Below are 21,498 nucleotides of genomic sequence, written 5' to 3'. Positions count from 1 at the left end.
GGCGTTCAGTCTTCTCGCTTGGACGCGAACCAGATGACGTGCTTCGGGCCCTTGCCATTGCTGCGAGCGTGGACTTTCAGTTCGTCCACCGCAAAGCCGGCCCGCTCCAGACGCCGATTGAACGCGGGGTCGGGGCCGGCCGACCACACGGCCAGCACTCCATCGGGTGTCAGCGCACGCTTGGCTGATCGCAGCCCTACCTTTGAATAGATGACGTTGTTGTCTTCACGGACCAGCCCGTCAGGCCCGTTGTCCACGTCGAGCAGGATCGCGTCGTAATCGCCGTGACCTCCTTCGATTACGTGAGCAACGTCCCCCATCACCAGATTGACCCGAGGATCTTCCAGATGATCCAGTGTCATGTGCGCCATCGGGCCTCGCGCCCACTGGATGATCTCTGGCACGAGCTCGACCACCGTCACCTTGGCGTTCTGCGGCAGTACCCGTAGCGCCGCGCGTAGAGTAAAACCCATGCCGTAACCGCCAATCAGCAAGTGCGGGCTGCGCGATCCCTTCACGCGATCGTACGCCATCGTCGCCAGCGCTTCTTCCGAGCCCCATTTGCGGCTGCTCATCAGTTCGTTGTGGCCAAGGACGATCATGAAGTCCTTGTCATGCCGATAGAGTTCGAGCTTCTCCCCATCCGGGATCCACGCGGTGTCGAGAAGCTCGCGCTGGATCATGACCGCAGGTCCGGTGCGGTGGCTTCCGCTTTGAGCAGGGCGATCGCATCGTCCAGCGACAGCATCTTCTGGTGCTCGGACCCCAGCGTGCGCAGGGCCACAGTGCCTTCCTCCGCTTCACGCTTGCCGACGACGAGGAGGTGAGGAACCTTCTTCATCGAATTGTCGCGCACCTTGTAGTTGATCTTCTCGTTGCGCAGATCGGTTTCCACGCGCACTCCGGCCGCCTTCAGCTTTGCGGCGACGTCGGTGGCATAGGCATCGGCGTCGGACACGATCGTTGCGACGACGGCCTGAACCGGGGCGAGCCATACCGGCAGCTTGCCCGCAAAGTGTTCGATCAGGATGCCGATGAACCGCTCGTACGACCCGAAAATCGCCCGGTGCAGCATGACGGGACGGTGCTTTTCGCCATCCTCGCCGATGTAATGGGCATCGAGCCGTTCAGGCAGCACGCGGTCGGACTGGATCGTGCCCACCTGCCAGGTGCGGCCGATCGCGTCGGTCAGGTGCCATTCCAGCTTGGGTGCGTAGAAAGCGCCTTCGCCGGGGAGTTCTTCCCAGCCGTACTCGGCAGTCGCCAGACCCGCCTTGACGACGGCGTCGCGCAGCTCGTTTTCAGCCTTGTCCCACATCTCTTCGCTGCCGAAGCGCTTTTCGGGGCGCAGGGCGAGCTTGATTGAGTACGTGAAGCCGAAGTCCTTGTAGATTCGGTCCGCCAGTTCGCAGAACGCCTGCACTTCGGTTACGATCTGGTCTTCGCGGCAGAAAATATGCGCGTCGTCCTGCGTGAACTGCCGCACCCGCATCAGGCCGTGGAGAGCGCCGTGCGGTTCGTTACGGTGGCAGCAGCCGTTCTCGTAGAGGCGCAGGGGCAGGTCACGGTACGACTTGATGCCCTGACGGAAGACCAGAACGTGCGCGGGGCAGTTCATGGGCTTCAGCGCCATCCATTCCGCCTCGTTCGAAACGATCGGGCCTTCATCGTCGACGTTCGGCACTTCGTCGGGGATGACGAACATGTTTTCGCGGTACTTGCCCCAGTGGCCGGATTGCTCCCACTGGCGGGCATCCATGACCTGCGGGGTCTTGATCTCGCGGTAACCGGCATCATCGATGGCGCGGCGCATGTAGGCTTCCAGCTCGCGCCAGATCACGTAGCCGCGCGGGTGCCAGAATACCGATCCATGAGCTTCCGCTTGAAGGTGGAACAGGTCCATCTCGTTGCCCAGCTTGCGGTGGTCGCGCTTGGCTGCCTCTTCCAGCCGCGTCAGGTGGGCGTTCAGCTGCTTCTTGTTCAGCCATCCGGTGCCGTAGATGCGGCTGAGCATCGCGTTCTTCTGGTCACCGCGCCAGTAGGCGCCGGACACGCGGGTCAGTTTGAAGGCGGCGGGATCCAGCTTGCCGGTAGAGGGCAGGTGCGGGCCGCGGCACATGTCCAACCAGTCCTCACCGGACCAGTAGACCGTCAGGGGTTCATCACCGGGCAGTTCGGCGGCCCATTCGGCCTTGAAGTTTTCACCCTGCTGCTTCCAGCGGCTGATCAGCTGCTCGCGGTCCCACACCTCGCGGCGCAGCGGTTTGTCGGCGGCGATGATCCTGCGCATTTCCGCCTCGATCGCGGGCAGGTCTTCGTCGGTAAAAGGCCGGTCCCTGGGGGCGAAGTCGTAGTAGAAGCCGTCGTCGGTCGAAGGGCCGAAGGTGATCTGCGTACCCGAGAACAGCGCCTGTACCGCTTCGGCCAAGATATGCGCGAAATCGTGCCGCGCGAGTTCAAGCGCGTCCGCCTCGTCCCTGCTGGTGACGAGGGCCAGTTGCGCATCGCCCGTGAAAGGAAGGCTGAGATCGACCAGATCGCCATCGATCCGCGCGGCCAGCGCCGCCTTCGCCAGACCGGGTCCGATGGCGGCAGCCACGTCTGCCGGGGTCGATCCCTCTGGCATTTCGCGGACCGAACCATCGGGCAGGCTGATCTTGAACATCTGGGACATCGAAGCTCGTCTTTCCTGTTCCCGGCGTTGCCGGACTATCGCGCGGGCCATGGCACAGGCGCGCGCGCTGGTGAAGCGTCGGCGTCTGTTAAATGGCTTCGTTTCGGGAAAGTGACGCCGCCTCGCCCGAAACCCGGGCGACGGTGGCTGTCGTCCTCAGGACGCGACCGACCGTGCCCGGGCTGGCCGGGTAGTCTTGGTAGTGGTCGTTGTCGCACCATGCGTCATGACGCCGATGTAGCGATTCGCTGCGGACGAGTCGAGGTCCGTCGCATTGCCAGCCTCAATGCAGCGTGGGAGGCGGTGATCGCCGTTCGGCCAAGCGTCCCAACACGGTGATCGTCAGCCACCCCGCCGTCATGCAGACCCACGGCATGACCGGATAGTGAAACCGCGACTGGCCGGAAAAGACGATGCAGATCAGCGTCGGATAGACGGCGATGCCATAAGGCAGCAGCCACCAGCCGATCCAGCGTTGCCCGTCGCGGCGGCGTCGCGCGATCATGACGAAGAAGGCTGCGGCGAAAGCCAGCATCAGCAGCACATAATACCCCTGATTGACGATCCTGAACGCGCGATAGACCAGTTCGAACCGCGCGTAACCGGGGGCGCCGCCCTGATACGCCCACTCCGCCTCGCCATCGGGCAACCACAGGCGCATCAGCTTCTTGGGAATCAGCTTCACGAAGCGATCCGGATGGGTGGTGATCCATTCTATCGCCAGCCGCCGGGCTTCGGCATCGCGGGCGACTTCGTCCAGACCGGGTCGCGCCATCAGTTCCTTCACAACCGGGGCGTCGGGCGAATAATCGCCTGTCGCGGTGTCGTGGTTTCCTGTCAGCAGAGTGTAGCCGCCGTTGGTGGAAACCGCGACCCAGTGGCCCAGCTGCGAATGATTGCGGATTGTCCACGGCAACACCGTCAGCGCTGCGAGGGCGACGACCAGCAGCCCTTCACCCAGCAGCCCCGGCAGGCGGCGCCAGAGGTTGCCTGTGCGCAGCCACTCGATCGCAAAGAGCAGCGGCACGACCACCAGCGTCTGCGCCTTTACCAGCGTGGCGATGCCGAACAGCACGCCTGCGCTGACCAACTGCCAGCGGTGCGTGCGCGTCACGATCACCCAGCATCCCGCCATCAGCAGCGCTGTGTAGAAAACTTCGGTCAGCGCCAGCGGGACGTAGCCGATGGCATTCGGATAGACCGCCAGCAGTAGCAGCCCGGCGCGAGCCGCCGCCTCGGAACCGAACAGACGCCGTCCCAGCGCCAGCGTCGCCACGCCGATCAGCATCGCGCTGACCAGATTGAACAGGCCGAGAGTCACCAGCGAAGCGCCGAACTGCGCGAACACCAGCGAGAGGGCGATTGGCCACCCCGCCGGCCAGAACGCGGTCGGCGACCCGGCATTGTCGAGATAGCCTTGCCCCGCCGCCAGGCTTGCGGCCCGCAAATAGTACCACTCGGCATCGGAGGTCGGCGCCACGTCGATCAGCAGTACCGCCGCTCGCAGCGCGAAATAGACGGCCCAGATGCCCAGCAGCACGGACTTGTCGGTGGCGAACCACTCCAGCCGCAGGGCGAGGCGGGACGGGCGGGAGGGGAAATGGATGACCTTGGCGCTCATGGAAGCGGACCTCTAGCTGCGCAGGCTTAAGATCGCATTATGCAATCGTCGTCCAGTCGAATGATGGCTTTGCCTTTACCGTCGCAAAGGGAGTCTTTGTTGGATCGCGCTTGCCCTTGGCGCGATGCGTTCCCACTAACGGGGGATGACATCGACGCGTTTTCTCGATCTGCCGGACGGACGGTCCCTCGCCTATCGCTTCACTCCCGGGACCGGACCGGTCATCGTGTTCCTGCCGGGCTACATGTCCGACATGGCGGGGTCCAAGGCCACCGCGCTGTTCGAAATGGCGCAGGCAAGCGGCCTGCCGTGCCTCCTGTTCGACTACTCGGGGTGCGGCGAAAGCCCCGGATACTTCGGCGAAGGCACGCTGTCGCGCTGGACGGGCGAAGTCCTTTCCCTGATCGCCGCGCTTGAAAACGATGAGAAGATCGTGCTGGTCGGATCGTCGATGGGTGGCTGGGTGATGTTGCTGGCGGGGCTGGCGCTGAAGGAGCGGCTGGCCGGTCTGGTCGGCATCGCGGCGGCGCCCGACTTCACCGACTGGGGCATCGCGCAAATGGACAAGGCGCTTCTGGCCGATGGCGAAACCATCTTCGAAGACAATTCCTACGGCCCCGAACCGACGCCGACCCATCCCGGATTCTGGGCCGATGGGCAGGCGAACCTGCTGCTGGAGCGGGAAATCGCTATCGATGCGCCGGTGAGGCTGATCCACGGCCAACGCGATGCCGATGTGCCGTTCGACATATCCTTGCAATTGGCCGAGCATCTGCGTTCAGCCGACGTGCAGGTCACGCTGATCAAGGATGGCGATCACCGCCTGTCACGCGATTCCGACATCCGCCTGCTGCTGCGCACGGTTGCCGAACTGGTGCTGCCCCGCGCGGTGGATTCATCGGAGTCCTGATCCATGCCCCTGCTGACCATCCTCCTCCCGCTGCTCGCCCAGGTCGGCCCGGCCTCTGCCCTGCCGAGCATGCGTAATCCCTATGCCTCCTCGCTGCCGCTGGAGATTATCGAAAAGAAGCAGGACGAAGCGGCGAAGCGCGCTCGCGAGGCGCAGAACGTGGCGCTGCCTTCCTCACAGGCATCCGGTGGCTGCATGAGCGCCGTGGAAGCAAACGCTGAGAAATCCGCCGAGCTGGCGCGCAGTGCGTTGAACGACGCCATCGGCCGTGAACGGGTGCGCGCGGGCCTGTGCCTTGGAGTGGCGTTGAGCACACTCGATCGCTGGGACGAGGCGCGCAGCGCATTCACCAACGCACGCGACGCGGCCGACGCAGCCGATCACGCCAGCCGCGCGCGGTTGGGAGCGATGGCGGGCAATGCGGCGCTGGCGAACGGTCAGGCGGGCGAGGCACTTGCGCTGCTGGGTCCGGCTGCTACCGAGGCGAAGATCGTTGGCGATGCGGACCTTACCGCGTCGATCGCGCTGGACCGCGCACGGGCGCTGGTGTCCGTAAAGCAGCCGGGTGAGGCAGCCGCCGCATTGGCCGAAGCGCGGGCCGCTCAGCCGGACAACGCGCAGGCCTGGCTGCTGTCCGCCACGCTCGCCCGTCGACAGAACGACCTGACGCTGGCCCAGACCCAGATCGAAAAGGCGGCCACGCTCTCCCCGCAAGATCCCGAAATCGGGCTGGAGGCGGGCGTCATCGCCATGCTGTCCGGCAACGAAACAGCCGCTCGTCGCAGCTGGAATTCCGTCTTGGCGGCCGGACCAGACAGCGATGCCGCCGCCACCGCCAGGAAATACCTCGCCCAGCTCGGCCCCGAGCAGGCAAAAACCAAGGCTACGCCATGATCCCTATCTCCGTCCTCGACCTCGTATCGGTCCGTGAAGGTGGCACTGTCGCCCAAGCCCTCGACATTTCCGTTGCCACCGCACAGGCAGCTGAACGCGCGGGGTACAAGCGATATTGGGTGGCGGAACATCACGGCATGGACGGGATCGCGGGCGGCGCCACATCGGTGGTGCTGGCTCATCTCGGCAATGCGACCTCTAAGATCCGCATCGGATCGGGCGGGATCATGCTGCCCAACCACACCCCTTATGTGATCGCCGAGCAGTTCGGCACGCTGGCGGCCCTGTTTCCGGGCCGCGTCGATCTGGGACTGGGCCGTGCGCCGGGTGCCGACGGCAGGCTGGCGCAGGCGCTGCGCAAGGATATCCACGCGGCGGCGGAGCGGTTTCCGAACGACGTGGTGGAATTGCAGGCACGCTTTGCCGGGCAGGCTGCAGGCGGTGTGGCATCGCCTCAGGCAGCGGGCGCCGATGTGCAGATGTGGATCCTTGGCTCCAGCCTGTTCGGAGCGCAGCTGGCGGCGATGCTGGGCATGCCTTACGCCTTTGCTTCCCACTTCGCGCCCGCCGCGCTGGAAGAGGCCGCCCGCGTCTACCGCGAGCGCTTCCAACCTTCCGAGACGCTGGATCGCCCTCACTTCATGGCTGCGATCAACGTGGTGGCGGCCGATACCGATGAAGAGGCGATGTACCTTTCATCTTCTACCGACCAGAGCTTCGTCGCCTTGCGCACGGGCAATCCGGGTCGCTTGCTGCCGCCCGTTCGAGGGTATCGCGACAGCATTCCCGCTGCCGCGCGGGCGATGCTGGAGCAGGTCCGCTCGGTAAGCGCCATCGGCAGCCCGCAGACGGTTCGGGCGGGGATCGAGGAGTTCGTCGCCCGCACCCAGGCCGACGAGTTGATCGTCAGCATCGCCACCTACGACCCTGCGGCGCAGCTTCGTTCGCTGGAATTGACGATGGAATCACTGGGCCGCACCGCTGTGATGGCGTGAGGTGCGATAGGCGATGATCGCAATATCGTATCGCGACAGGCATTGACCCGACGATAAAATTGCTGGAATTCCCCGCCATGGAAAAATCAGACGTCGTCATCGTGGGAGCGGGACATGGCGGAGCGCAGTGCGCGCTCGCCCTTCGCCAGAACGGGTTCACCGGAACCATCACCGTCATCGGACGAGAAGCGGAGTATCCGTACGAACGCCCGCCCCTCTCCAAGGAATACTTCGCGCGGGAGAAGACGTTCGACCGGCTTTACATCCGGCCACCGACGTTCTGGGCGGAAAAGGAAGTGACCTTCCGCCTCAGCACCGAAGTGACCAAAGTTGACGCCAAGACAAAGGAACTGACCCTCTCCAACGGATCGAGCCTGGAGTACGGCAAGCTGGTTTGGGCAACAGGCGGCGATCCGCGCCGGCTTTCCTGCGGCGGTGCGGACCTGGCCGGGGTTCACGCAGTGCGCACACGCGAGGATTGCGATACCCTGATGGCGGAAGTCGACGCCGGGACCAGGAATATCGTTGTCATCGGTGGCGGCTACATCGGAATGGAAGCCGCAGCGGTCCTCTCCAAGCTCAAGCTCAACGTCACCCTGCTGGAAGCGCTGCCCCGCGTATTGGCGCGCGTTGCCGGTGAAGAGCTTTCCGCCTTCTACCAGGACCAGCATCGTGGCCACGGCGTCGATCTGCGGACCGGCGTCGCGGTGGATTGCCTGGAAGGCGACGGCCACCGGGTTACCGGCGTCAAGTTGGCCGATGGCGAAGTGATCCCGGCCGAAGCGGTGATCGTGGGCATCGGCATCGTTCCGGCGGTAGGCCCACTGATCATGGCGGGGGCTTCGGGCGCCAATGGCGTGGATGTCGACGAATTCTGCCGTACGTCACTGCCTGATGTCTATGCGATCGGTGACTGTGCCGCGTTCGCCTGCGACTATGCGGGCGGCACGGTCATGCGGGTGGAATCCGTGCAGAACGCCAACGACATGGCGACCTGCGTTGCAAAGGCGATCTGCGGCGATGAGAAGCCGTACAAGGCCTTCCCGTGGTTCTGGTCCAACCAGTATGACCTGAAGCTGCAGACCGCCGGCATCAATGTCGGGTTCGACAAGACGATCGTACGCGGCAATCCCGATGATCGCAGCTTCTCGGTCGTCTACCTCAAGGAAGGCCGTGTCGTTGCGCTCGATTGCGTAAACATGGTCAAGGACTACGTGCAGGGGCGCAAGCTGGTGGAAGCGGGCGCCAGCCCCGATCAGGACGCGCTCGCTGATCCGGCCACTCCGTTGAAGGAACTGGTGCCCTGATCAGCCGCTGACCGTGCGGCGATCCTGTTCCAGCCGATCGCGCGCCCAGCGGGCGGCGTCGGCAACGACCGGATCGGCATCGTCGCACAGCGGCTCGACCTGCGAAAGCAGTTCCGGCTGGCTGCTGTTGCCTGCCGCATAGAGGCAATTGCGGACGAAACGGTTGCGACCGATCCGCTTGACCGGGCTGCCTGAAAAGAGTGTCCGAAACGCCGCATCGTCCAGCGTCATTAGGTCGGCCAGATTGGGCGCGGTGAGTTCGGCCCGCGGCAGGAATGCCTGCATGGTGTGCGCCTGCTGGGCGAACTTGTTCCAAGGGCACACCGCAAGGCAATCGTCGCACCCGTAGATCCGGTTTCCCAGCCCCGATCGCAAATCCTCCGGCACTGGCCCCTTGTGCTCGATGGTAAGATAGCTGACGCAGCGCCGGGCATCCAGGCGATAGGGCGCGGGGAATGCGCCGGTCGGGCAGGCGTCCTGACAGGCCCGGCACGATCCGCAGCGATCGCGGCCCGGAGTCGACGGGGCCAGTGGCAACGTAGTGTAGATTTCGCCCAGGAACAGCCAGCTGCCATGATCGCGGCTGACGACGTTCGTATGTTTCCCCTGCCAGCCAAGCCCGGCTGCCGCAGCAAGGGGCTTTTCCATGACCGGTGCAGTGTCGGTGAAGACTTTGACGCCGACGCCGCCCTGCGCCGCGCCCAATCCGCGCTTGTCTCCTTCGTTCACGATCCAGCGCGCGAGATGCTTCAGGGCCTTTTTCACGACATCGTGATAGTCCGCACCCTGCGCATAAGTGGAAATGCGCCCGATCTCGGCATGCGCTTCTAATCGCAGCGGGTCGGCGGCGGGGGCGTAGCTCATGCCCAATGCAATTACGCTGCCCGTTTCCGGCCACAACCCTTGAGGGCTACGGCGATGATGGGCGCGCTCTTCCATCCAGCCCATCGTCCCGTGCATGCCCGCCGCCAGCCATGCCTCAAGCCGGGCCGCCCGCGCATCGTCCGTCTGCGCCGACGCGATCCCGAACGCGCAGAACCCAAGCGCGCGCGCCTCACGCTCCATCTGCTCCACAAATTCGCTTAGCTCGCCCTTAACCAGGTCTGCGCCATCAAGGGCGCTCGTGCTAGAGCCGGGGACCGTCATGAATGCGCAAGTAGGAGATCCCAGGTTGACCGGCAATCCATCGCATTCATCCTCACCCCCCGACGCGGCCCGCCCACTGGCGATCGAAGCGCGCGGTCTGATGAAGCGATTCGACGATTTCACGGCCGTCGATGGTGTCGACCTGTCCGTGCCCGTCGGGTCGATCTACGGCATCCTCGGCCCCAACGGTGCGGGGAAGACCACTACCTTGCGGATGCTTTTGGGGATCATCGAGCCCGATGCCGGATACCGCCGGATTCTGGGTGCGGACCGTCCCCATGCCGTGGCCCATTCGATCGGCTATCTGCCGGAGGAGCGCGGGCTTTACCCTGCCATGAAGGCGACCGAAGCGATCGCGTTTCTGGGCGCGTTGCGCGGCCTGCCGCTTAATGAAGGTCGGCGCCGAGCCCATGAAATGCTGGAGCGGCATGGGCTTGGCTATGCCGCTGACCGGCAGATCCGCAAGCTGTCCAAAGGCATGGCGCAACAGGTGCAGATCCTCGGCACGCTGGTCCACCGTCCGAAGCTGGTGATCTTCGACGAGCCGTTTTCCGGCCTCGATGCGCTCAACCAAGGCAAGCTGGAGACGATGATGCGCGGGTTGGCCGACGATGGCACCACCGTCATCTTCTCCACCCATGTCATCGCCCATGCCGAGCGCTTGTGTGACGAAGTGGCGATCATTGCTGGCGGCAAAGTGCCGTTCGCGGGGCCGGTCGATGTCGCACGCGATCGGATCGCGCCGCAGGTGCGCCTAGAAACCCGGGCAACGGAGGGGGCATGGCGGGCAGCGCTCCCGGTTGACGCCCGGCGTGAAGGGCAGTTCTGGCTGTTTGCCCTGCCGCCTTCCGGCATAGAACCTTTGTTGCGCGCCCTGATCGAGGGCGAGGCAGGGATCCTTTCCCTCTCGATCGAGCGGGCCGGGCTGCACGATGCCTTCGTCGCCATCGCGGGGGAGGCCGCCGCTCGTGCGCTCAATGAAGAAAAGCCGGAGGAGCCGCGCTGATGAATCCTGACGCATCGTATCAGGCTCCGCATCGCGGGCGATTGTCGACGCTGGCGGCTGCCTGGGTAGTGGCGCGGCGAGATTTCACAGCGATCCTGTTTTCGCGCTCCTTTTTCTTTTTCTTGCTGGGGCCGCTGTTTCCCATCGTCGTCGGTGCATTGGCGGGCAGCGTGGGGAACCGGGTGGAGCAATCGGTGGACCGACCGGAAGTGGGCATCGTCATGACCGCGCCCGATGCCGAGGCGATGATCCGGACGCGTAAGGACCTGGCCGAACGGCTCGGGCAGGGCCTGCCCAACCTGGTCGTCATTCGCCGACTGGAAGCGGGCGAAGCGGTCGATCCAGCGCGGATCATGGCGCAGGCGGGGGGCAATGTCGCGGCGGTACTGTCCGGCACAACCGCAGCACCGGTGCTTACCGGGCCGCGTGACCAGACTGCTGCTTGGAAAGGCGACATCGCCATGATCGCGGCCCACGCGCGCGATGGGCAGCTGTCCGACTGGCCCAACGTCCGGGTGGAGGCGACCGCCACCAGCCAAGTGAAGGATCACAAGAGCCAGCTGCGTACTGCTCAGGCCGCGCAGACGCTGCTGTTCCTGCTAACGATGATGCTGGCGGGCATGGTGCTGTCCAATCTGGTCGAGGAAAAGGGCAACAAGATCATCGAAGTGCTGGCCGCCGCGATCCCGATGGAGGCGGTATTCTTCGGCAAGCTTTTCGCGATGCTCGGCGTGTCGCTCGTCGGTATCTCGGCATGGGGGGCGGTGGGCGGTGCGATCTATCTTGCCGCCGGATCGGAGATCCCGACGCTGCCCAGTCCCGCTGTGGGCTGGCCCATGCTGATCGGGCTTGGCATTCTCTATTTCGCGATGGCCTATCTGCTGCTCGGATCGGTGTTCCTGTCGGTCGGCTCGCTGGCAAGCACGGTGCGCGAGGTGCAGACACTGTCCATGCCGGTGACGATGATGCAGCTGGTCCTGTTCTTCTTCGCGACGTTCGCCATGACCCAGCCGGGCAGCGCAATTGAAATTACGGCAGCGATCTTTCCCTTCAGTTCGCCGTTTGCGATGCTGGCGCGGGCTGCACAGAATCCCTCGATCATCGTCCATATGTTGGCTCTGGTATGGCAGGGCCTGTGGGTCGTCATCCTCGTTCGGATGGGCTCTGGCCTGTTCCGCAAGCGGGTGATGAAGTCAGGCGGGCAGGGCGGATCGGGACGGAATTGGAACCCGTTGCGCAAGCGCGGTGAAGGTTAAGTCAAACGCAGTCCAGTGATTGAATAACGGCGCGCCATAGCCACATCAGTCTATCGCATAGGAGCCTTGCGTCATGTCCTTACCCACCACTCGCCGCATGCTGCTCGCCTGGCTTGGCGCGGGCGCTGCGCTTCCTGTCCTCTCTGCCTGCGGAAGCGGCCATGCAAAGGCAAAGGTGTATCCGGTCAGCTTCTCGGATGCAGAGTGGCGTCGCCGACTGACCCCGGCGCAATACCGCATCCTGCGACAGGAAGGGACGGAGCGTGCCTACACCTCTCCCTTGAACAAGGAGCACCGAGCGGGCACCTTCGTGTGCGCTGCCGATGGCAATCCGCTCTTTTCCTCACGCACCAAATTTGAAAGCGGTACGGGCTGGCCCAGTTTTTTTAGACCGCTGCCCGGAGGCGTAGGCACTTCGCGCGATTCGACCCTTGGCATGACGCGGACGGAAGTTCACTGCGGTCGCTGCGGAGGGCATCTGGGCCACGTCTTTGACGACGGCCCGCCGCCTACGGGCAAGCGGTACTGCATGAACGGCGATGCCATGGAGTTCCGCGCGGCGTAGCGGCAGCCTACAGCTGCGGCTGCATGCGAAACACACGCTGCGCAAGTTCGTCCAGGCTCATAACCTGGCGGAAGACCATTCCGTATGCAGGCTGGTCGCGCCAGCAGATCGTGGCCTCGAACGTTGGCAGTTCATCTCCGTCGATTCGTAACTGCTGCCCGATCGCCAGATGGACGTCGGTTTCTATCCGGGCGCCCTGCCGTGACAGATTGCACAGACGAGCCGGCGTGATCGTACCGGAGACGGTGATGCGAACGGGATTGTCCACCGTCACCCGGATCGGACGCTTGGGATAAGGTCCGACTTCGGCGATAAAGCGATGTACGTCGATCGGCTGGATGAACCGGAAACCAGCCTCGCCATCGCGTTCCCACACGAGATCGACGCCGAAGCATTCGCCCGTGGCACTTTCGAGAGCGAGGTGGCGCAATCCAGCCAGTGAATGGAACAGGCGCAGACGTACTCCCGTTTCCGAGATGTCACGCACGATGCACAAGTATTCACCGTTTGGGCCCACCAACTTGGCGGCGCGTAGCAGCAGGGCGAAACGCGGGGTCGCGCGCAGGTCTTCTACAGATTGTACACTCTGGGCGGACTGGCGGTCCGTTAGAATCATGACGCAAGCTGCCCCTTCGATACGCCCCTGAACATATGGCGGCGCAATACTATTACAGTCATCGCGCGGCAGGCGTGTGCTGAATGAGATAACCCGGCGCAAGTTACCTGAACCTAAACACAGCTGACTTCTCAGGATAAACTGAAGCGAGATCGGCGCAAGTACTGCATGATGCCAATAGTTTGGTGCGGGCGGCGGGACTCGAACCCGCACTGGAATCCCAAACGGATTTTAAGTCCGCAGCGTCTACCATTCCGCCACGCCCGCACGAGCAACTGCCTAGGATTTGCGTTCCCTAGCGTCCCGTTTTCGTCGGTGCAATCCGGGATGGCAGTATCATCGTCGATAGCAGAAATTGGTGCCGAAGCGGTTCTTGTTGTTCTGGTGAGCCTGCAAAACTCATTCCACGTTCAGGCGGACTCGCATTTCCTTGCCCGGCTTGAAGTAGGGAACACGCTTTTCTGGAACTTCCACGCTTTCGCCGGTCCGAGGGTTGCGGCCTTTGCGACCGTCGCGATGACGGGTGGAGAATGCGCCAAACCCTCGCAGTTCAACCCGGCCGCCATCGGCCAGACGCTGTCCGATCTCGTCGAAAAAGGTGTCGACCACGCGCTCCACATCCTCAGCGCGCAATTCGGGATTGTCCTTGGCCAGTGCCTGCAGCAATTCGGACCTGATCATCCCAAAATTCCCCCGAAAAAAACGCCGAGCCGCATCGGCAAATAAAGTTGCGCGGCACCGTCCCCGTCCGGCTTGAAAATGCCACCAAGCGCGACTCTGCGCAATGGGCGGGTTTACCTGTGTTAAATTGGACATTCCGGCAAGAGGCTCAGCAAAAAAGCGCGGGCATCCGCCCATTTACAGCGCCAAAATGTGCGCTAACCTCCTCTTTTTGCACCGAAGCCAGCGAATGCTGCCTTCGGATGCGGGTCCAAAAAGCAAATAAGCAAGGGCAGGAACGGCATGAAGGACATGGCGCTTTGGAATGAAGGGGATTGGATCGCTGCGATCGGGGCGATTTTCCTGTTCGCGGTGCTGGCGATCGGCGGAGTCATCGCCACGCGTAAGAGCGAGGAATTCGTCGGTCATCCCCGCGGCCTTTTCGTCCTCTTCTACGCCGAGATGTGGGAGCGTTTTTCCTACTACGGCATGCGGGCGCTGCTGATCCTGTACCTCACCAAGTTCTGGTTGTTCTCGGACGGACCGTCGAACCTGATCTACGGCGCTTACACCAGCCTGGTGTACATCACCCCGGTGCTCGGGGGGTACTTGGCCGACCGCTGGCTGGGGCAGCGCAAGGCGGTGCTGTTCGGTGGCATCGTCCTGGCGCTGGGACATCTGTTCATGGCTTACGAAGGCTTGCAGGGCGTTGCCGACCCGGCAGTGAAGCAAGCAGACCCGGCGATCAACGTGTTCTGGCTGGCGCTGTCGCTGATCATCGTGGGTTCGGGCTTTCTGAAAGCGAACATCTCGGTCATCGTCGGCCAGCTCTACAAGATGACCGATACGCGGCGCGATGCGGCGTACACGATCTTCTACATGGGCGTGAACACAGGCGCCGCGCTGGGCACGATCCTGGTCGGCTATCTGGGTGAAACCATCGGCTGGTCGTGGGGCTTCGGGCTGGCGGGCATCGGCATGGTGCTCGGCCTCATCATCTTCGTCGTCGGACGTCCCGCTCTTCAGGGTCGGGGCGAGCCACCCAAGGTGCTGGCGAAGAACCGCGAGATCATGCTGTACGCCACGGGCGCGGCAGCGGTGGCGGTAATCTGGTTCCTGATCCAATACGTGTCGGTGATCCAGAACCTGCTCATCGTATCGGGCGTGCTGATGCTGGCCTACACCCTCAAGGAGGCCTTCAAGCTGCCGAAGGAACCGCGCGAGCGGATGTTCGCCATCCTGTTCCTGATCGCCCTTAACCCGATCTTCTGGGGCCTGTTCGAACAGGCCGGCGGATCGCTGAGCCTCTACACCGACAAGTTCGTGGACCGTGGCGGCGTACCGACCAGCCTCTTCCAGTCAATCAACCCGATCTACATCGTCCTGTTCGGTCCGCTGTTCGCAGCCCTGTGGCAGTATCTGGGCAAGAGAGGCATCGAGCCGTCGGCACCGGCCAAGTTCGGTCTGGCGCTGGTTCAGGTCGGCCTGGGCTTCCTGGTCTTCGTCTGGGGTGCGAAAAGCGGTGATCCCACCGCGATGACGTCGGTCCTTTTCGTGTTCCTGATCTACGCCCTTCACACGACCGGCGAGCTTTGCCTGTCGCCCGTGGGCCTGTCGGCAATGACGCGCCTATCGCCGGTCCACCTCGGCAGCTTCATCATGGGCGCGTGGTTCTACATGACGGCGGTCGGCAACTTCGTGGCGGGCAAGATCGGCGAGGCGACCGGCGGCGAGGGCGGCGTGATGAGCAAGGACCTGACGCTGGAGATCTACTCCAAGATCGGTTGGGTCACCGTGGGCGTTGCCGTGGTGGTTCTCGCCCTGTCGCCACTGGTGAAGCGCTGGATGCACCTTGGCACCCTGGGCGACCGCATGAGCGACCATGACCTTGCCGGGGAAGCCGGGCTGGGACTGGAAGCGCAGGAAGCGGGCATGCACCCGGCCAAGCGGGACTGACGGGGGGCGGGGGTGTGCAGGGGGGTATGCCCCCTCGCTATCGCCACCCTAACTCAGTTCAGGGTAACGGGTCGAATAACGACAGTCCCTCCACAACGCCAAAAAAGCGCCCGCAGGCACGCGTCATCCTCCGCTGGCGAGTGCGGAGCTAACGCCATCTGAAAACGCAAAGGCGACATTGGGGGCAACATCGGGCCGGCGTTGTGGGCGCCCATGCTGGGGCGCGCTGGATGTTTGCCTTCTCGTGCGAATGGCCGGGTAGGGGCAAAGACAGCCCGGCTCGGCTGGGTATTTTAAGGACCGATCGCTTCGCCTGCCGCTTCGTGCTCGCAACGGGTGCAGGCTGAGGGGACGGATCGGAGTACCTGCTCCTTAGCGGGAACAGGAGTGCCGAAGGCCACGATGGATCGATCCGGGCAATAAGGGCGCATGGATGGCGTGATCACGACTGACGAGACGCAACCCCGGCCCACGACGCCGACCCGAAACACCACCGGAGCCTGTGTACGGCAGACCCGGCAGATGGTGCGGCATATAACCTATTTGGTTATTAAAGTCAAGCTCGCGCTTGATCCACGCCCGCGCTGTTGTGCCGCAGGGCCTTCAGCACCGTGTCGATGATCTGCGGGGCATTGAGCCCCGCTTCGTCATACTGCGCTTCGGGCTTATCGTGGTCCTGGAAGACATCGGGCAGGCGCATGGTACGAATCTTGAGGCCCGCATCGGTCAGCCCTTCATCGCTCGCCATCGTCAGGACGTGAGCGCCAAGACCGCCGATCGATCCTTCCTCCACCGTGACGATCACTTCGTGGCTCAGCATCAGGCGCCGGATCAGGTCGGTGTCGAGCGGTTTGACAAACCGCAAGTCGGCCACCGTGGTGGACAGGCCCTTGGCTTCCAACTGGTCGGCGGCTTTGAGGGCCTCACCCAAGCGAGTACCGAGCGAGAGCAGCGCCACTTTGCTGCCTTCGCGGACGACGCGGCCCTTGCCGATTTCAAGCGCCTGCGGAACCTCGGGAAGCGCCACGCCTTCGCCGTTGCCGCGCGGATAGCGAAAGGCGATCGGGCCCGAATCGTGCAGCGCGGCCGTGTGGACCATGTGGACCAGTTCCGCCTCATCCGCCGCAGCCATCACCACCAGATTGGGCAGTGTCGCCAAATAGGTAACATCGAACGATCCGGCATGCGTCGCGCCATCCGCGCCGACCAGCCCGGCGCGGTCGATCGCGAAGCGCACCGGCAGGTTCTGGATCGCCACGTCATGGACCACCTGGTCGAACGCGCGCTGCAGGAAGGTGGAATAGATCGCGCAGAACGGCCGCATCCCCTGCGCGGCCAGTCCTGCTGCGAACGTAACCGCATGCTGCTCGGCAATGCCGACATCGAAGCTGCGATTCGGGAACTGGGCGGCGAACTTGTCCAGCCCGGTGCCCGATGGCATCGCCGCCGTGATCGCGCAGATCGTGGGATCGCGAGTGGCTTCCGCTGTCAGCGCCTTGGCGAAGACTCCGGTGTAGCTGGGCGGGCCGGCCGGAGCCTTGGCTTGTTCGCCCGTCACGACGTTGAACTTCTGTACTCCATGATACTTGTCGGCTGCTTCTTCGGCCGGGACGTAACCCTTGCCCTTTTGCGTCACGACATGGATCAGGATCGGCCCTTCCGCCGCATCGCGCACGTTTTCCAGAACCGGCACCAGCGCTTCCAGATCGTGCCCGTCCAGCGGGCCGACATAGTAGAAGCCAAGCTCTTCGAACAAAGTGCCGCCCATCGCCATGCCGCGCGCGAATTCGTCTGTTTTCTTGGCGGCGACATGCAAGGGGCGGGGCAGGCGGCGGGCGAACTTGCGCGCCAGTTCGCGCAGGCCCAGAAACTTGCCCGAGGACACCAGTCGCGCCAGATAGGCCGACAGGCCGCCTACCGGCGGCGCGATCGACATATCATTGTCATTGAGGATCACGACGAGGCGGTTGCCCGCTTCGCGCGCATTGTTCATCGCCTCATAGGCCATGCCCGCGCTCATCGCGCCGTCACCGATCACGGCGATCCCGCGCCCCGGGGTGCCCTTGATTTTGTTGGCGATGGCAAAGCCCAGGGCCGCCGAAATAGAGGTGGAGCTGTGCGCCGTACCGAACGGATCGTATTCGCTTTCCGACCGCTTGGTGAAGCCTGACAGACCACCGCCCTGGCGCAAGGTGCGGATACGATCGCGGCGGCCCGTCAGGATCTTGTGGGGATAGGCCTGGTGACCCACGTCCCAGATAAGGCGATCGTCCGGCGTGTTGAACACGTAATGGATGGCGACGGTCAGTTCGACTACGCCCAGGCCGGAACCGAGATGGCCGCCGGTCTGGCCGACGGCGGAAATCATCTCGCTGCGCAGTTCGTCTGCAAGCTGGCGCAATTGTGCGGGCTTGAGCGTGCGCAGGGCCTCAGGGGTGGGAACCGTATCGAGCAGGGGCGTGGCCGGGGTGGCATTCATTGATCGGGCCTTACACGCTTGTGACTTTGATGTCGATTAACGCGCCGAATAGCCAATCGGGCCGCCGCTGCAAGGCTGCACAAGAATTTCATGCAACCTGGACGACGTCCCTGCCGACCATGCAGGTAGCTGGTCTAGCTGCAACCGGCGCAGGTGCCGCGCAGTTCCACGACGGGGCGAACGTCTGCAAATCCGGCGCTTCGCGCTGCAGTGACGAGCGCGCCGGTCAGCTTGTCGTCATCGATGTGAACGGCCTGACCGCAGCTGTCGCAGATGAGGAAGATGCAATCGTGCTGGCAGCCGGGGTGGCTGTTGGCGACATAAGCATTGGCGCTCTCCACCCGCCGCGCCAAGTTTGTGCGAACGAACAAATCGAGGATGCGATAGACGCTGTTGGGTGCAACGCGCTTTCCGCGCAGGCTCGATACCGATTCCGCCAGATCGTATGCGGACGCCGGGCGGTCTCTTTCAGCGAGGGCCGAAAAGACATCGGCGCGCATCTCGGTCCACTGTTCGCCCGCATCGACCAGTGCCGTGCGGGCTTCGTTGACGAGATTCGCGCCGGAATGTTCGTGGTGATCGTGATGGGCGGACATGGTGCCCATATGGGGCTTTGCGCCCTGCTGCGCAATCTGGCGCGGCAGCGCGCGCCAGATTGGCTATAAGTTCATTCGCTGGTGGCGGCCTGAGCAGGCGGCACGATAGTGTTCGAAAGCGGCTCCATCGTGCCGAGACCCATCACGCCCAGCACTACTGCCGCTCCGCCGGCAAAGCCCAGCGCGAAGAAACGGTAAAAGTCGGCTTTGAACAGTCCCATAACAATTGCCTTCGTCAATCTCTGCGAGTGACAGACCCTTTCGCCTGTCGAGGAAAATGCGTCAGGCCCAAATGGCGAAAACAGTCTTGCCGTCTAGTGAACAGAAGACACCACTACTCGCCTTTGCGATGAACGGTTCGTCGCAGGCGGTCAGTGGCGGCAACCAAATCCGTCAATGACCATAAGCTGCAACAAAGACCGGAGGGCGATCTCCGCGATCCATTGCGCAAACGGCGATGCGCACATCCCGCCAGCCGTTGAAGCGGTCGGCCTGATAGATGGTGGGCGACAGGCAGTCGACGCCCGGTGCTCGCTTGATCGCTCCAGGTACCGATGGCCGCATCCACCATGCATCGAGGCCGCGACGAATCCCGCGCACCGCGAAATCCTCCGGTGTCGTGGTGGCGCGGGTGAGGCCGGGCAGGTGCAACAGGCGATCACGCTCCGTCGCGCTGGCATTCCAGCTGAGCAGGATTTCGCGCGATGCGCCTTTCCCATAGCCTTCGGCGAGAATCTTGCTCGGCGCTGGCGTCGGACCGGGGCCGAACAATTCGGTATAGAGCGCCCTGTCATCGGGCGAAAACGCCGATGCGCCCAGCGAGACGAGCGACAGGATCAGCACCGGCAGCGCGGCAAACGCGAAAGGCAGCGCGGCCGCTGCCAACGCCCTTCGCGGGGAACGCAGCTTGCCAAGGCGCAAGAGCACCGCCGCGATGGTCAGTCCGGCCAGAAATGCAACGACGACCATCGGGCCGAACCAGATCACCCACATGGTCGTCGATCCTTCCTTTCCTGGCGCCGGCGCAGGACCGGTCAGTGCTTGAAGTGGCGCATCCCGGTGAAGACCATGGCCAAGCCCGCCTCGTCAGCAGCGGCGATCACTTCATCGTCGCGGATCGAGCCGCCGGGTTGGATCACGGCGGTGGCCCCGGCCTCTGCAGCGGCAAGCAGGCCATCGGCAAACGGGAAGAACGCGTCCGACGCAACCGCAGACCCGACCGTGCGTGCCGCATCCCAGCCGAACTTCCCGGCAGCTTCGGCCGCCTTCATCGCGGCGATGCGCGAGGAATCGCGGCGGTTCATCTGCCCGGCGCCGATCCCGGCGGTCACCCCGTCCTTGGCGTAGACGATGGCATTGGACTTGACGTGGCGTGCCACGGTCCAGGCAAACAGGCAGTCGGCCAGTTCACGATCGGTCGGCGCGCGCTTGGTCACGACCTTTAGATCGTCAAAACCGATGGCACCTGCGTCACGGCCCTGCACCAGCAGACCACCGGTGATTGGCTTCACCGTCAGACCCGAACGGCGCGGATCGGGCAGTTCGCCGGTCAGCAGCAGACGCAGGTTCTTCTTCTTGGCGAAGAAGGCGCGTGCATCGTCGTCCGCATCGGGCGCGACCACGACTTCGGTGAAGATCTGGCAGATCGCTTCCGCCGTGGGACCATCCAGCAGCGTATTGACGGCGACGATCCCGCCGAAGGCAGAGACGTCGTCACATGCCAGCGCGCCCTGCCATGCTTCGAGCAACGAATCTGCTTGCGCGACGCCGCAAGGGTTGGCGTGCTTGACGATAACGACCGCCGGCTTCTGGCCTTTGAATTCAGCCGCCAATTCGAAGGCGGCATCGGCATCGTTGTAGTTGTTGTAGGACAGTTCCTTGCCCTGGATCTGTTCGGCCTGGGCCAACCCCTTGATGAACGGTCCGACCGGGGTGTAGAGCGCCGCCTTCTGGTGCGGGTTCTCTCCATAGCGAAGCTGGGTGGCAATGCGTCCGTTGACGCTGAGCATCTCGGGGAACTCAAGCCCTTGATCGATTTGGGCGAACCACTGCGCGATCATCGAATCGTATGCGGCGGTCTGGGCGAAGGCGCGCGCGGCCATCAGTTTGCGGAAGCCCAGCGTGGTGCAGCCATCGGTCGCTTCCAGTTCGACCAGCAGCCCTTCATAGTCCGCCGGATTGGTGACGATGGTGACGTAGGCGTGGTTCTTGGCGGCCGAGCGCACCATCGACGGGCCGCCGATGTCGATGTTTTCAATCACCTCGTCCCGGTCCGCGCCTTTCGCCACCGTCGCTTCGAACGGATAGAGATTGACGACGACAAGATCGATGGCGCCGATCGCGTGCTCGGCCATCGCGGCGGCATGTTCGGCATTGTCTCGCACCGCCAGTAGGCCGCCGTGCACGATCGGGTGCAGGGTCTTCACGCGGCCGTCCATCATCTCGGGAAAGCCGGTGATCTCGGAAATGTCTTTCACCGTCAGCCCCGCCTCGCGCAGCGCCTTGGCGGTGCCGCCGGTCGATACCAGTTCGACGCCGCGATCGCTCAGCACTTTGCCCAGTTCCGCCAGACCGGTCTTGTCTGAAACCGAAAGCAGGGCGCGGCGGATCTGGACGGTATCGGTCATCGGGCGGCTTCCTTGACGTATGGCGGATGGCGGGATTGTTGCGCGCGCCCTTAGGACGGCGGGCGCATGGGGGCAAGGGCAGTGACGGTCCAACCGTCGAGGTTGGAGGCAAAAGGGGTGACGCGGTCGCCGCCGTTAGTTAAGCGCGCGGAGCAGTTCGGACAAAGTCCGAAATTACGCTGCGACTAGG

At 63.6% G+C, this 21,498-nt stretch carries 19 protein-coding genes and 1 tRNA gene; 8 read left to right on the top strand and 12 right to left on the bottom strand.

What is annotated here, in order from left to right; all coding sequences use genetic code 11:
* Positions 1-5: 5 nt before the first annotated feature.
* The 3 genes from ACZ1JM_RS13095 to ACZ1JM_RS13085 form a co-directional block, all read right to left on the bottom strand.
* Positions 6-683, bottom strand: a complete 678-nt coding sequence (locus tag ACZ1JM_RS13095; RefSeq protein ID WP_465132827.1) for a spermine/spermidine synthase domain-containing protein — start codon at positions 681-683, stop codon at positions 6-8.
* Entirely contained in the window at positions 680-2,674 is a 1,995-nt protein-coding gene (gene thrS / locus ACZ1JM_RS13090) for a threonine--tRNA ligase (protein WP_465132826.1), read from the bottom strand. Before thrS ends, ACZ1JM_RS13095 begins: the two co-directional genes overlap by 4 nt.
* A gap of 283 nt (positions 2,675-2,957) precedes the next feature.
* Positions 2,958-4,295, bottom strand: a complete 1,338-nt coding sequence (locus ACZ1JM_RS13085; RefSeq protein WP_465132825.1) for a glycosyl transferase — start codon at positions 4,293-4,295, stop codon at positions 2,958-2,960.
* Positions 4,296-4,440: 145 nt separating this feature from the next.
* Here ACZ1JM_RS13085 and ACZ1JM_RS13080 point away from each other — a divergent pair, with 145 nt between their 5' ends.
* From ACZ1JM_RS13080 to ACZ1JM_RS13065, 4 genes are all read left to right on the top strand, one after another.
* Positions 4,441-5,205 (top strand): alpha/beta fold hydrolase, encoded by a 765-nt coding sequence (locus ACZ1JM_RS13080; RefSeq protein WP_465132824.1) that lies wholly within the window; start codon positions 4,441-4,443, stop codon positions 5,203-5,205.
* A gap of 3 nt (positions 5,206-5,208) precedes the next feature.
* On the top strand, positions 5,209-6,099 hold the full coding sequence (locus tag ACZ1JM_RS13075) for a tetratricopeptide repeat protein (RefSeq protein ID WP_465132823.1): 891 nt from the start codon (positions 5,209-5,211) through the stop codon (positions 6,097-6,099).
* A complete protein-coding gene (locus tag ACZ1JM_RS13070; RefSeq protein ID WP_465132822.1) occupies positions 6,096-7,094 on the top strand; it encodes an LLM class flavin-dependent oxidoreductase in 999 nt (332 codons plus the stop codon). Before ACZ1JM_RS13075 ends, ACZ1JM_RS13070 begins: the two co-directional genes overlap by 4 nt.
* Before the next feature lie 77 nt (positions 7,095-7,171).
* Entirely contained in the window at positions 7,172-8,401 is a 1,230-nt protein-coding gene (locus ACZ1JM_RS13065) for an NAD(P)/FAD-dependent oxidoreductase (RefSeq protein ID WP_465132821.1), read from the top strand.
* Here the strand turns inward: ACZ1JM_RS13065 and queG are convergent, their stop codons facing one another.
* Positions 8,402-9,466, bottom strand: coding sequence for a tRNA epoxyqueuosine(34) reductase QueG (gene queG / locus ACZ1JM_RS13060; RefSeq protein WP_465135067.1), 1,065 nt, complete (start codon positions 9,464-9,466; stop codon positions 8,402-8,404).
* Between the two features lie 181 nt (positions 9,467-9,647).
* Between queG and ACZ1JM_RS13055 the strand changes: the two genes are divergently transcribed.
* The 3 genes from ACZ1JM_RS13055 to msrB all read left to right on the top strand — a co-directional run bounded on the left by ACZ1JM_RS13055 (position 9,648) and on the right by msrB (position 12,374).
* Complete coding sequence (locus tag ACZ1JM_RS13055) at positions 9,648-10,553, top strand: ABC transporter ATP-binding protein (RefSeq protein ID WP_465135066.1); 906 nt, start codon at positions 9,648-9,650, stop codon at positions 10,551-10,553.
* Complete coding sequence (locus ACZ1JM_RS13050; protein ID WP_465132820.1) at positions 10,553-11,809, top strand: ABC transporter permease; 1,257 nt, start codon at positions 10,553-10,555, stop codon at positions 11,807-11,809. Before ACZ1JM_RS13055 ends, ACZ1JM_RS13050 begins: the two co-directional genes overlap by 1 nt.
* Positions 11,810-11,882: 73 nt before the next feature.
* Positions 11,883-12,374: a peptide-methionine (R)-S-oxide reductase MsrB gene (msrB, locus tag ACZ1JM_RS13045; protein ID WP_465132819.1), complete on the top strand. Its 492-nt coding sequence runs from the start codon at positions 11,883-11,885 to the stop codon at positions 12,372-12,374.
* Between the two features lie 7 nt (positions 12,375-12,381).
* Here the strand turns inward: msrB and ACZ1JM_RS13040 are convergent, their stop codons facing one another.
* The 3 genes from ACZ1JM_RS13040 to ACZ1JM_RS13030 form a co-directional block, all read right to left on the bottom strand.
* Positions 12,382-12,990: a PilZ domain-containing protein gene (locus ACZ1JM_RS13040; RefSeq protein WP_465132818.1), complete on the bottom strand. Its 609-nt coding sequence runs from the start codon at positions 12,988-12,990 to the stop codon at positions 12,382-12,384.
* A gap of 183 nt (positions 12,991-13,173) precedes the next feature.
* A tRNA-Leu gene (locus tag ACZ1JM_RS13035) sits at positions 13,174-13,257 on the bottom strand.
* A gap of 132 nt (positions 13,258-13,389) precedes the next feature.
* On the bottom strand, positions 13,390-13,671 hold the full coding sequence (locus tag ACZ1JM_RS13030; RefSeq protein ID WP_465132817.1) for an integration host factor subunit beta: 282 nt from the start codon (positions 13,669-13,671) through the stop codon (positions 13,390-13,392).
* 282 nt (positions 13,672-13,953) lie between these two features.
* Here ACZ1JM_RS13030 and ACZ1JM_RS13025 point away from each other — a divergent pair, with 282 nt between their 5' ends.
* The gene (locus ACZ1JM_RS13025; RefSeq protein ID WP_465132816.1) at positions 13,954-15,606 is read left to right on the top strand and encodes a peptide MFS transporter; all 1,653 of its coding nucleotides are present in this window, start codon (positions 13,954-13,956) and stop codon (positions 15,604-15,606) included.
* 556 nt (positions 15,607-16,162) lie between these two features.
* Here the strand turns inward: ACZ1JM_RS13025 and dxs are convergent.
* From dxs to purH, 5 genes are all read right to left on the bottom strand, one after another.
* Entirely contained in the window at positions 16,163-18,085 is a 1,923-nt protein-coding gene (dxs, locus tag ACZ1JM_RS13020; RefSeq protein WP_465132815.1) for a 1-deoxy-D-xylulose-5-phosphate synthase, read from the bottom strand.
* Between the two features lie 134 nt (positions 18,086-18,219).
* A complete protein-coding gene (locus tag ACZ1JM_RS13015) occupies positions 18,220-18,681 on the bottom strand; it encodes a Fur family transcriptional regulator (RefSeq protein ID WP_465135065.1) in 462 nt (153 codons plus the stop codon).
* Positions 18,682-18,752: 71 nt separating this feature from the next.
* Complete coding sequence (locus ACZ1JM_RS13010; RefSeq protein ID WP_465132814.1) at positions 18,753-18,902, bottom strand: hypothetical protein; 150 nt, start codon at positions 18,900-18,902, stop codon at positions 18,753-18,755.
* 172 nt (positions 18,903-19,074) lie between these two features.
* On the bottom strand, positions 19,075-19,674 hold the full coding sequence (locus ACZ1JM_RS13005; protein ID WP_465132813.1) for a hypothetical protein: 600 nt from the start codon (positions 19,672-19,674) through the stop codon (positions 19,075-19,077).
* 41 nt (positions 19,675-19,715) lie between these two features.
* Entirely contained in the window at positions 19,716-21,308 is a 1,593-nt protein-coding gene (gene purH, locus ACZ1JM_RS13000) for a bifunctional phosphoribosylaminoimidazolecarboxamide formyltransferase/IMP cyclohydrolase (RefSeq protein ID WP_465132812.1), read from the bottom strand.
* Positions 21,309-21,498: the final 190 nt, after the last annotated feature.

The sequence above is a fragment of the Novosphingobium sp. BL-S-24 genome, assembly GCF_055521575.1.
This window is presented reverse-complemented; position numbering and strand designations above follow the sequence as displayed.

Coding starts and splice junctions, on each gene's coding strand:
- ACZ1JM_RS13050 (WP_465132820.1), top strand. CDS start 10,553: ATGAATCCTGACGCATCGTATCAGGCTCCGCATCGCGGGCGATTGTCG.
- ACZ1JM_RS13070 (WP_465132822.1), top strand. CDS start 6,096: ATGATCCCTATCTCCGTCCTCGACCTCGTATCGGTCCGTGAAGGTGGC.
- ACZ1JM_RS13015 (WP_465135065.1), bottom strand. CDS start 18,681: ATGTCCGCCCATCACGATCACCACGAACATTCCGGCGCGAATCTCGTC.
- ACZ1JM_RS13055 (WP_465135066.1), top strand. CDS start 9,648: ATGAAGCGATTCGACGATTTCACGGCCGTCGATGGTGTCGACCTGTCC.
- ACZ1JM_RS13065 (WP_465132821.1), top strand. CDS start 7,172: ATGGAAAAATCAGACGTCGTCATCGTGGGAGCGGGACATGGCGGAGCG.
- ACZ1JM_RS13005 (WP_465132813.1), bottom strand. CDS start 19,674: ATGTGGGTGATCTGGTTCGGCCCGATGGTCGTCGTTGCATTTCTGGCC.
- ACZ1JM_RS13095 (WP_465132827.1), bottom strand. CDS start 683: ATGATCCAGCGCGAGCTTCTCGACACCGCGTGGATCCCGGATGGGGAG.
- msrB (WP_465132819.1), top strand. CDS start 11,883: ATGTCCTTACCCACCACTCGCCGCATGCTGCTCGCCTGGCTTGGCGCG.
- queG (WP_465135067.1), bottom strand. CDS start 9,466: ATGGAGCGTGAGGCGCGCGCGCTTGGGTTCTGCGCGTTCGGGATCGCG.
- ACZ1JM_RS13075 (WP_465132823.1), top strand. CDS start 5,209: ATGCCCCTGCTGACCATCCTCCTCCCGCTGCTCGCCCAGGTCGGCCCG.
- ACZ1JM_RS13010 (WP_465132814.1), bottom strand. CDS start 18,902: ATGGGACTGTTCAAAGCCGACTTTTACCGTTTCTTCGCGCTGGGCTTT.
- ACZ1JM_RS13085 (WP_465132825.1), bottom strand. CDS start 4,295: ATGAGCGCCAAGGTCATCCATTTCCCCTCCCGCCCGTCCCGCCTCGCC.
- ACZ1JM_RS13030 (WP_465132817.1), bottom strand. CDS start 13,671: ATGATCAGGTCCGAATTGCTGCAGGCACTGGCCAAGGACAATCCCGAA.
- ACZ1JM_RS13040 (WP_465132818.1), bottom strand. CDS start 12,990: ATGATTCTAACGGACCGCCAGTCCGCCCAGAGTGTACAATCTGTAGAA.
- ACZ1JM_RS13080 (WP_465132824.1), top strand. CDS start 4,441: ATGACATCGACGCGTTTTCTCGATCTGCCGGACGGACGGTCCCTCGCC.
- purH (WP_465132812.1), bottom strand. CDS start 21,308: ATGACCGATACCGTCCAGATCCGCCGCGCCCTGCTTTCGGTTTCAGAC.
- ACZ1JM_RS13025 (WP_465132816.1), top strand. CDS start 13,954: ATGAAGGACATGGCGCTTTGGAATGAAGGGGATTGGATCGCTGCGATC.
- thrS (WP_465132826.1), bottom strand. CDS start 2,674: ATGTCCCAGATGTTCAAGATCAGCCTGCCCGATGGTTCGGTCCGCGAA.
- dxs (WP_465132815.1), bottom strand. CDS start 18,085: ATGAATGCCACCCCGGCCACGCCCCTGCTCGATACGGTTCCCACCCCT.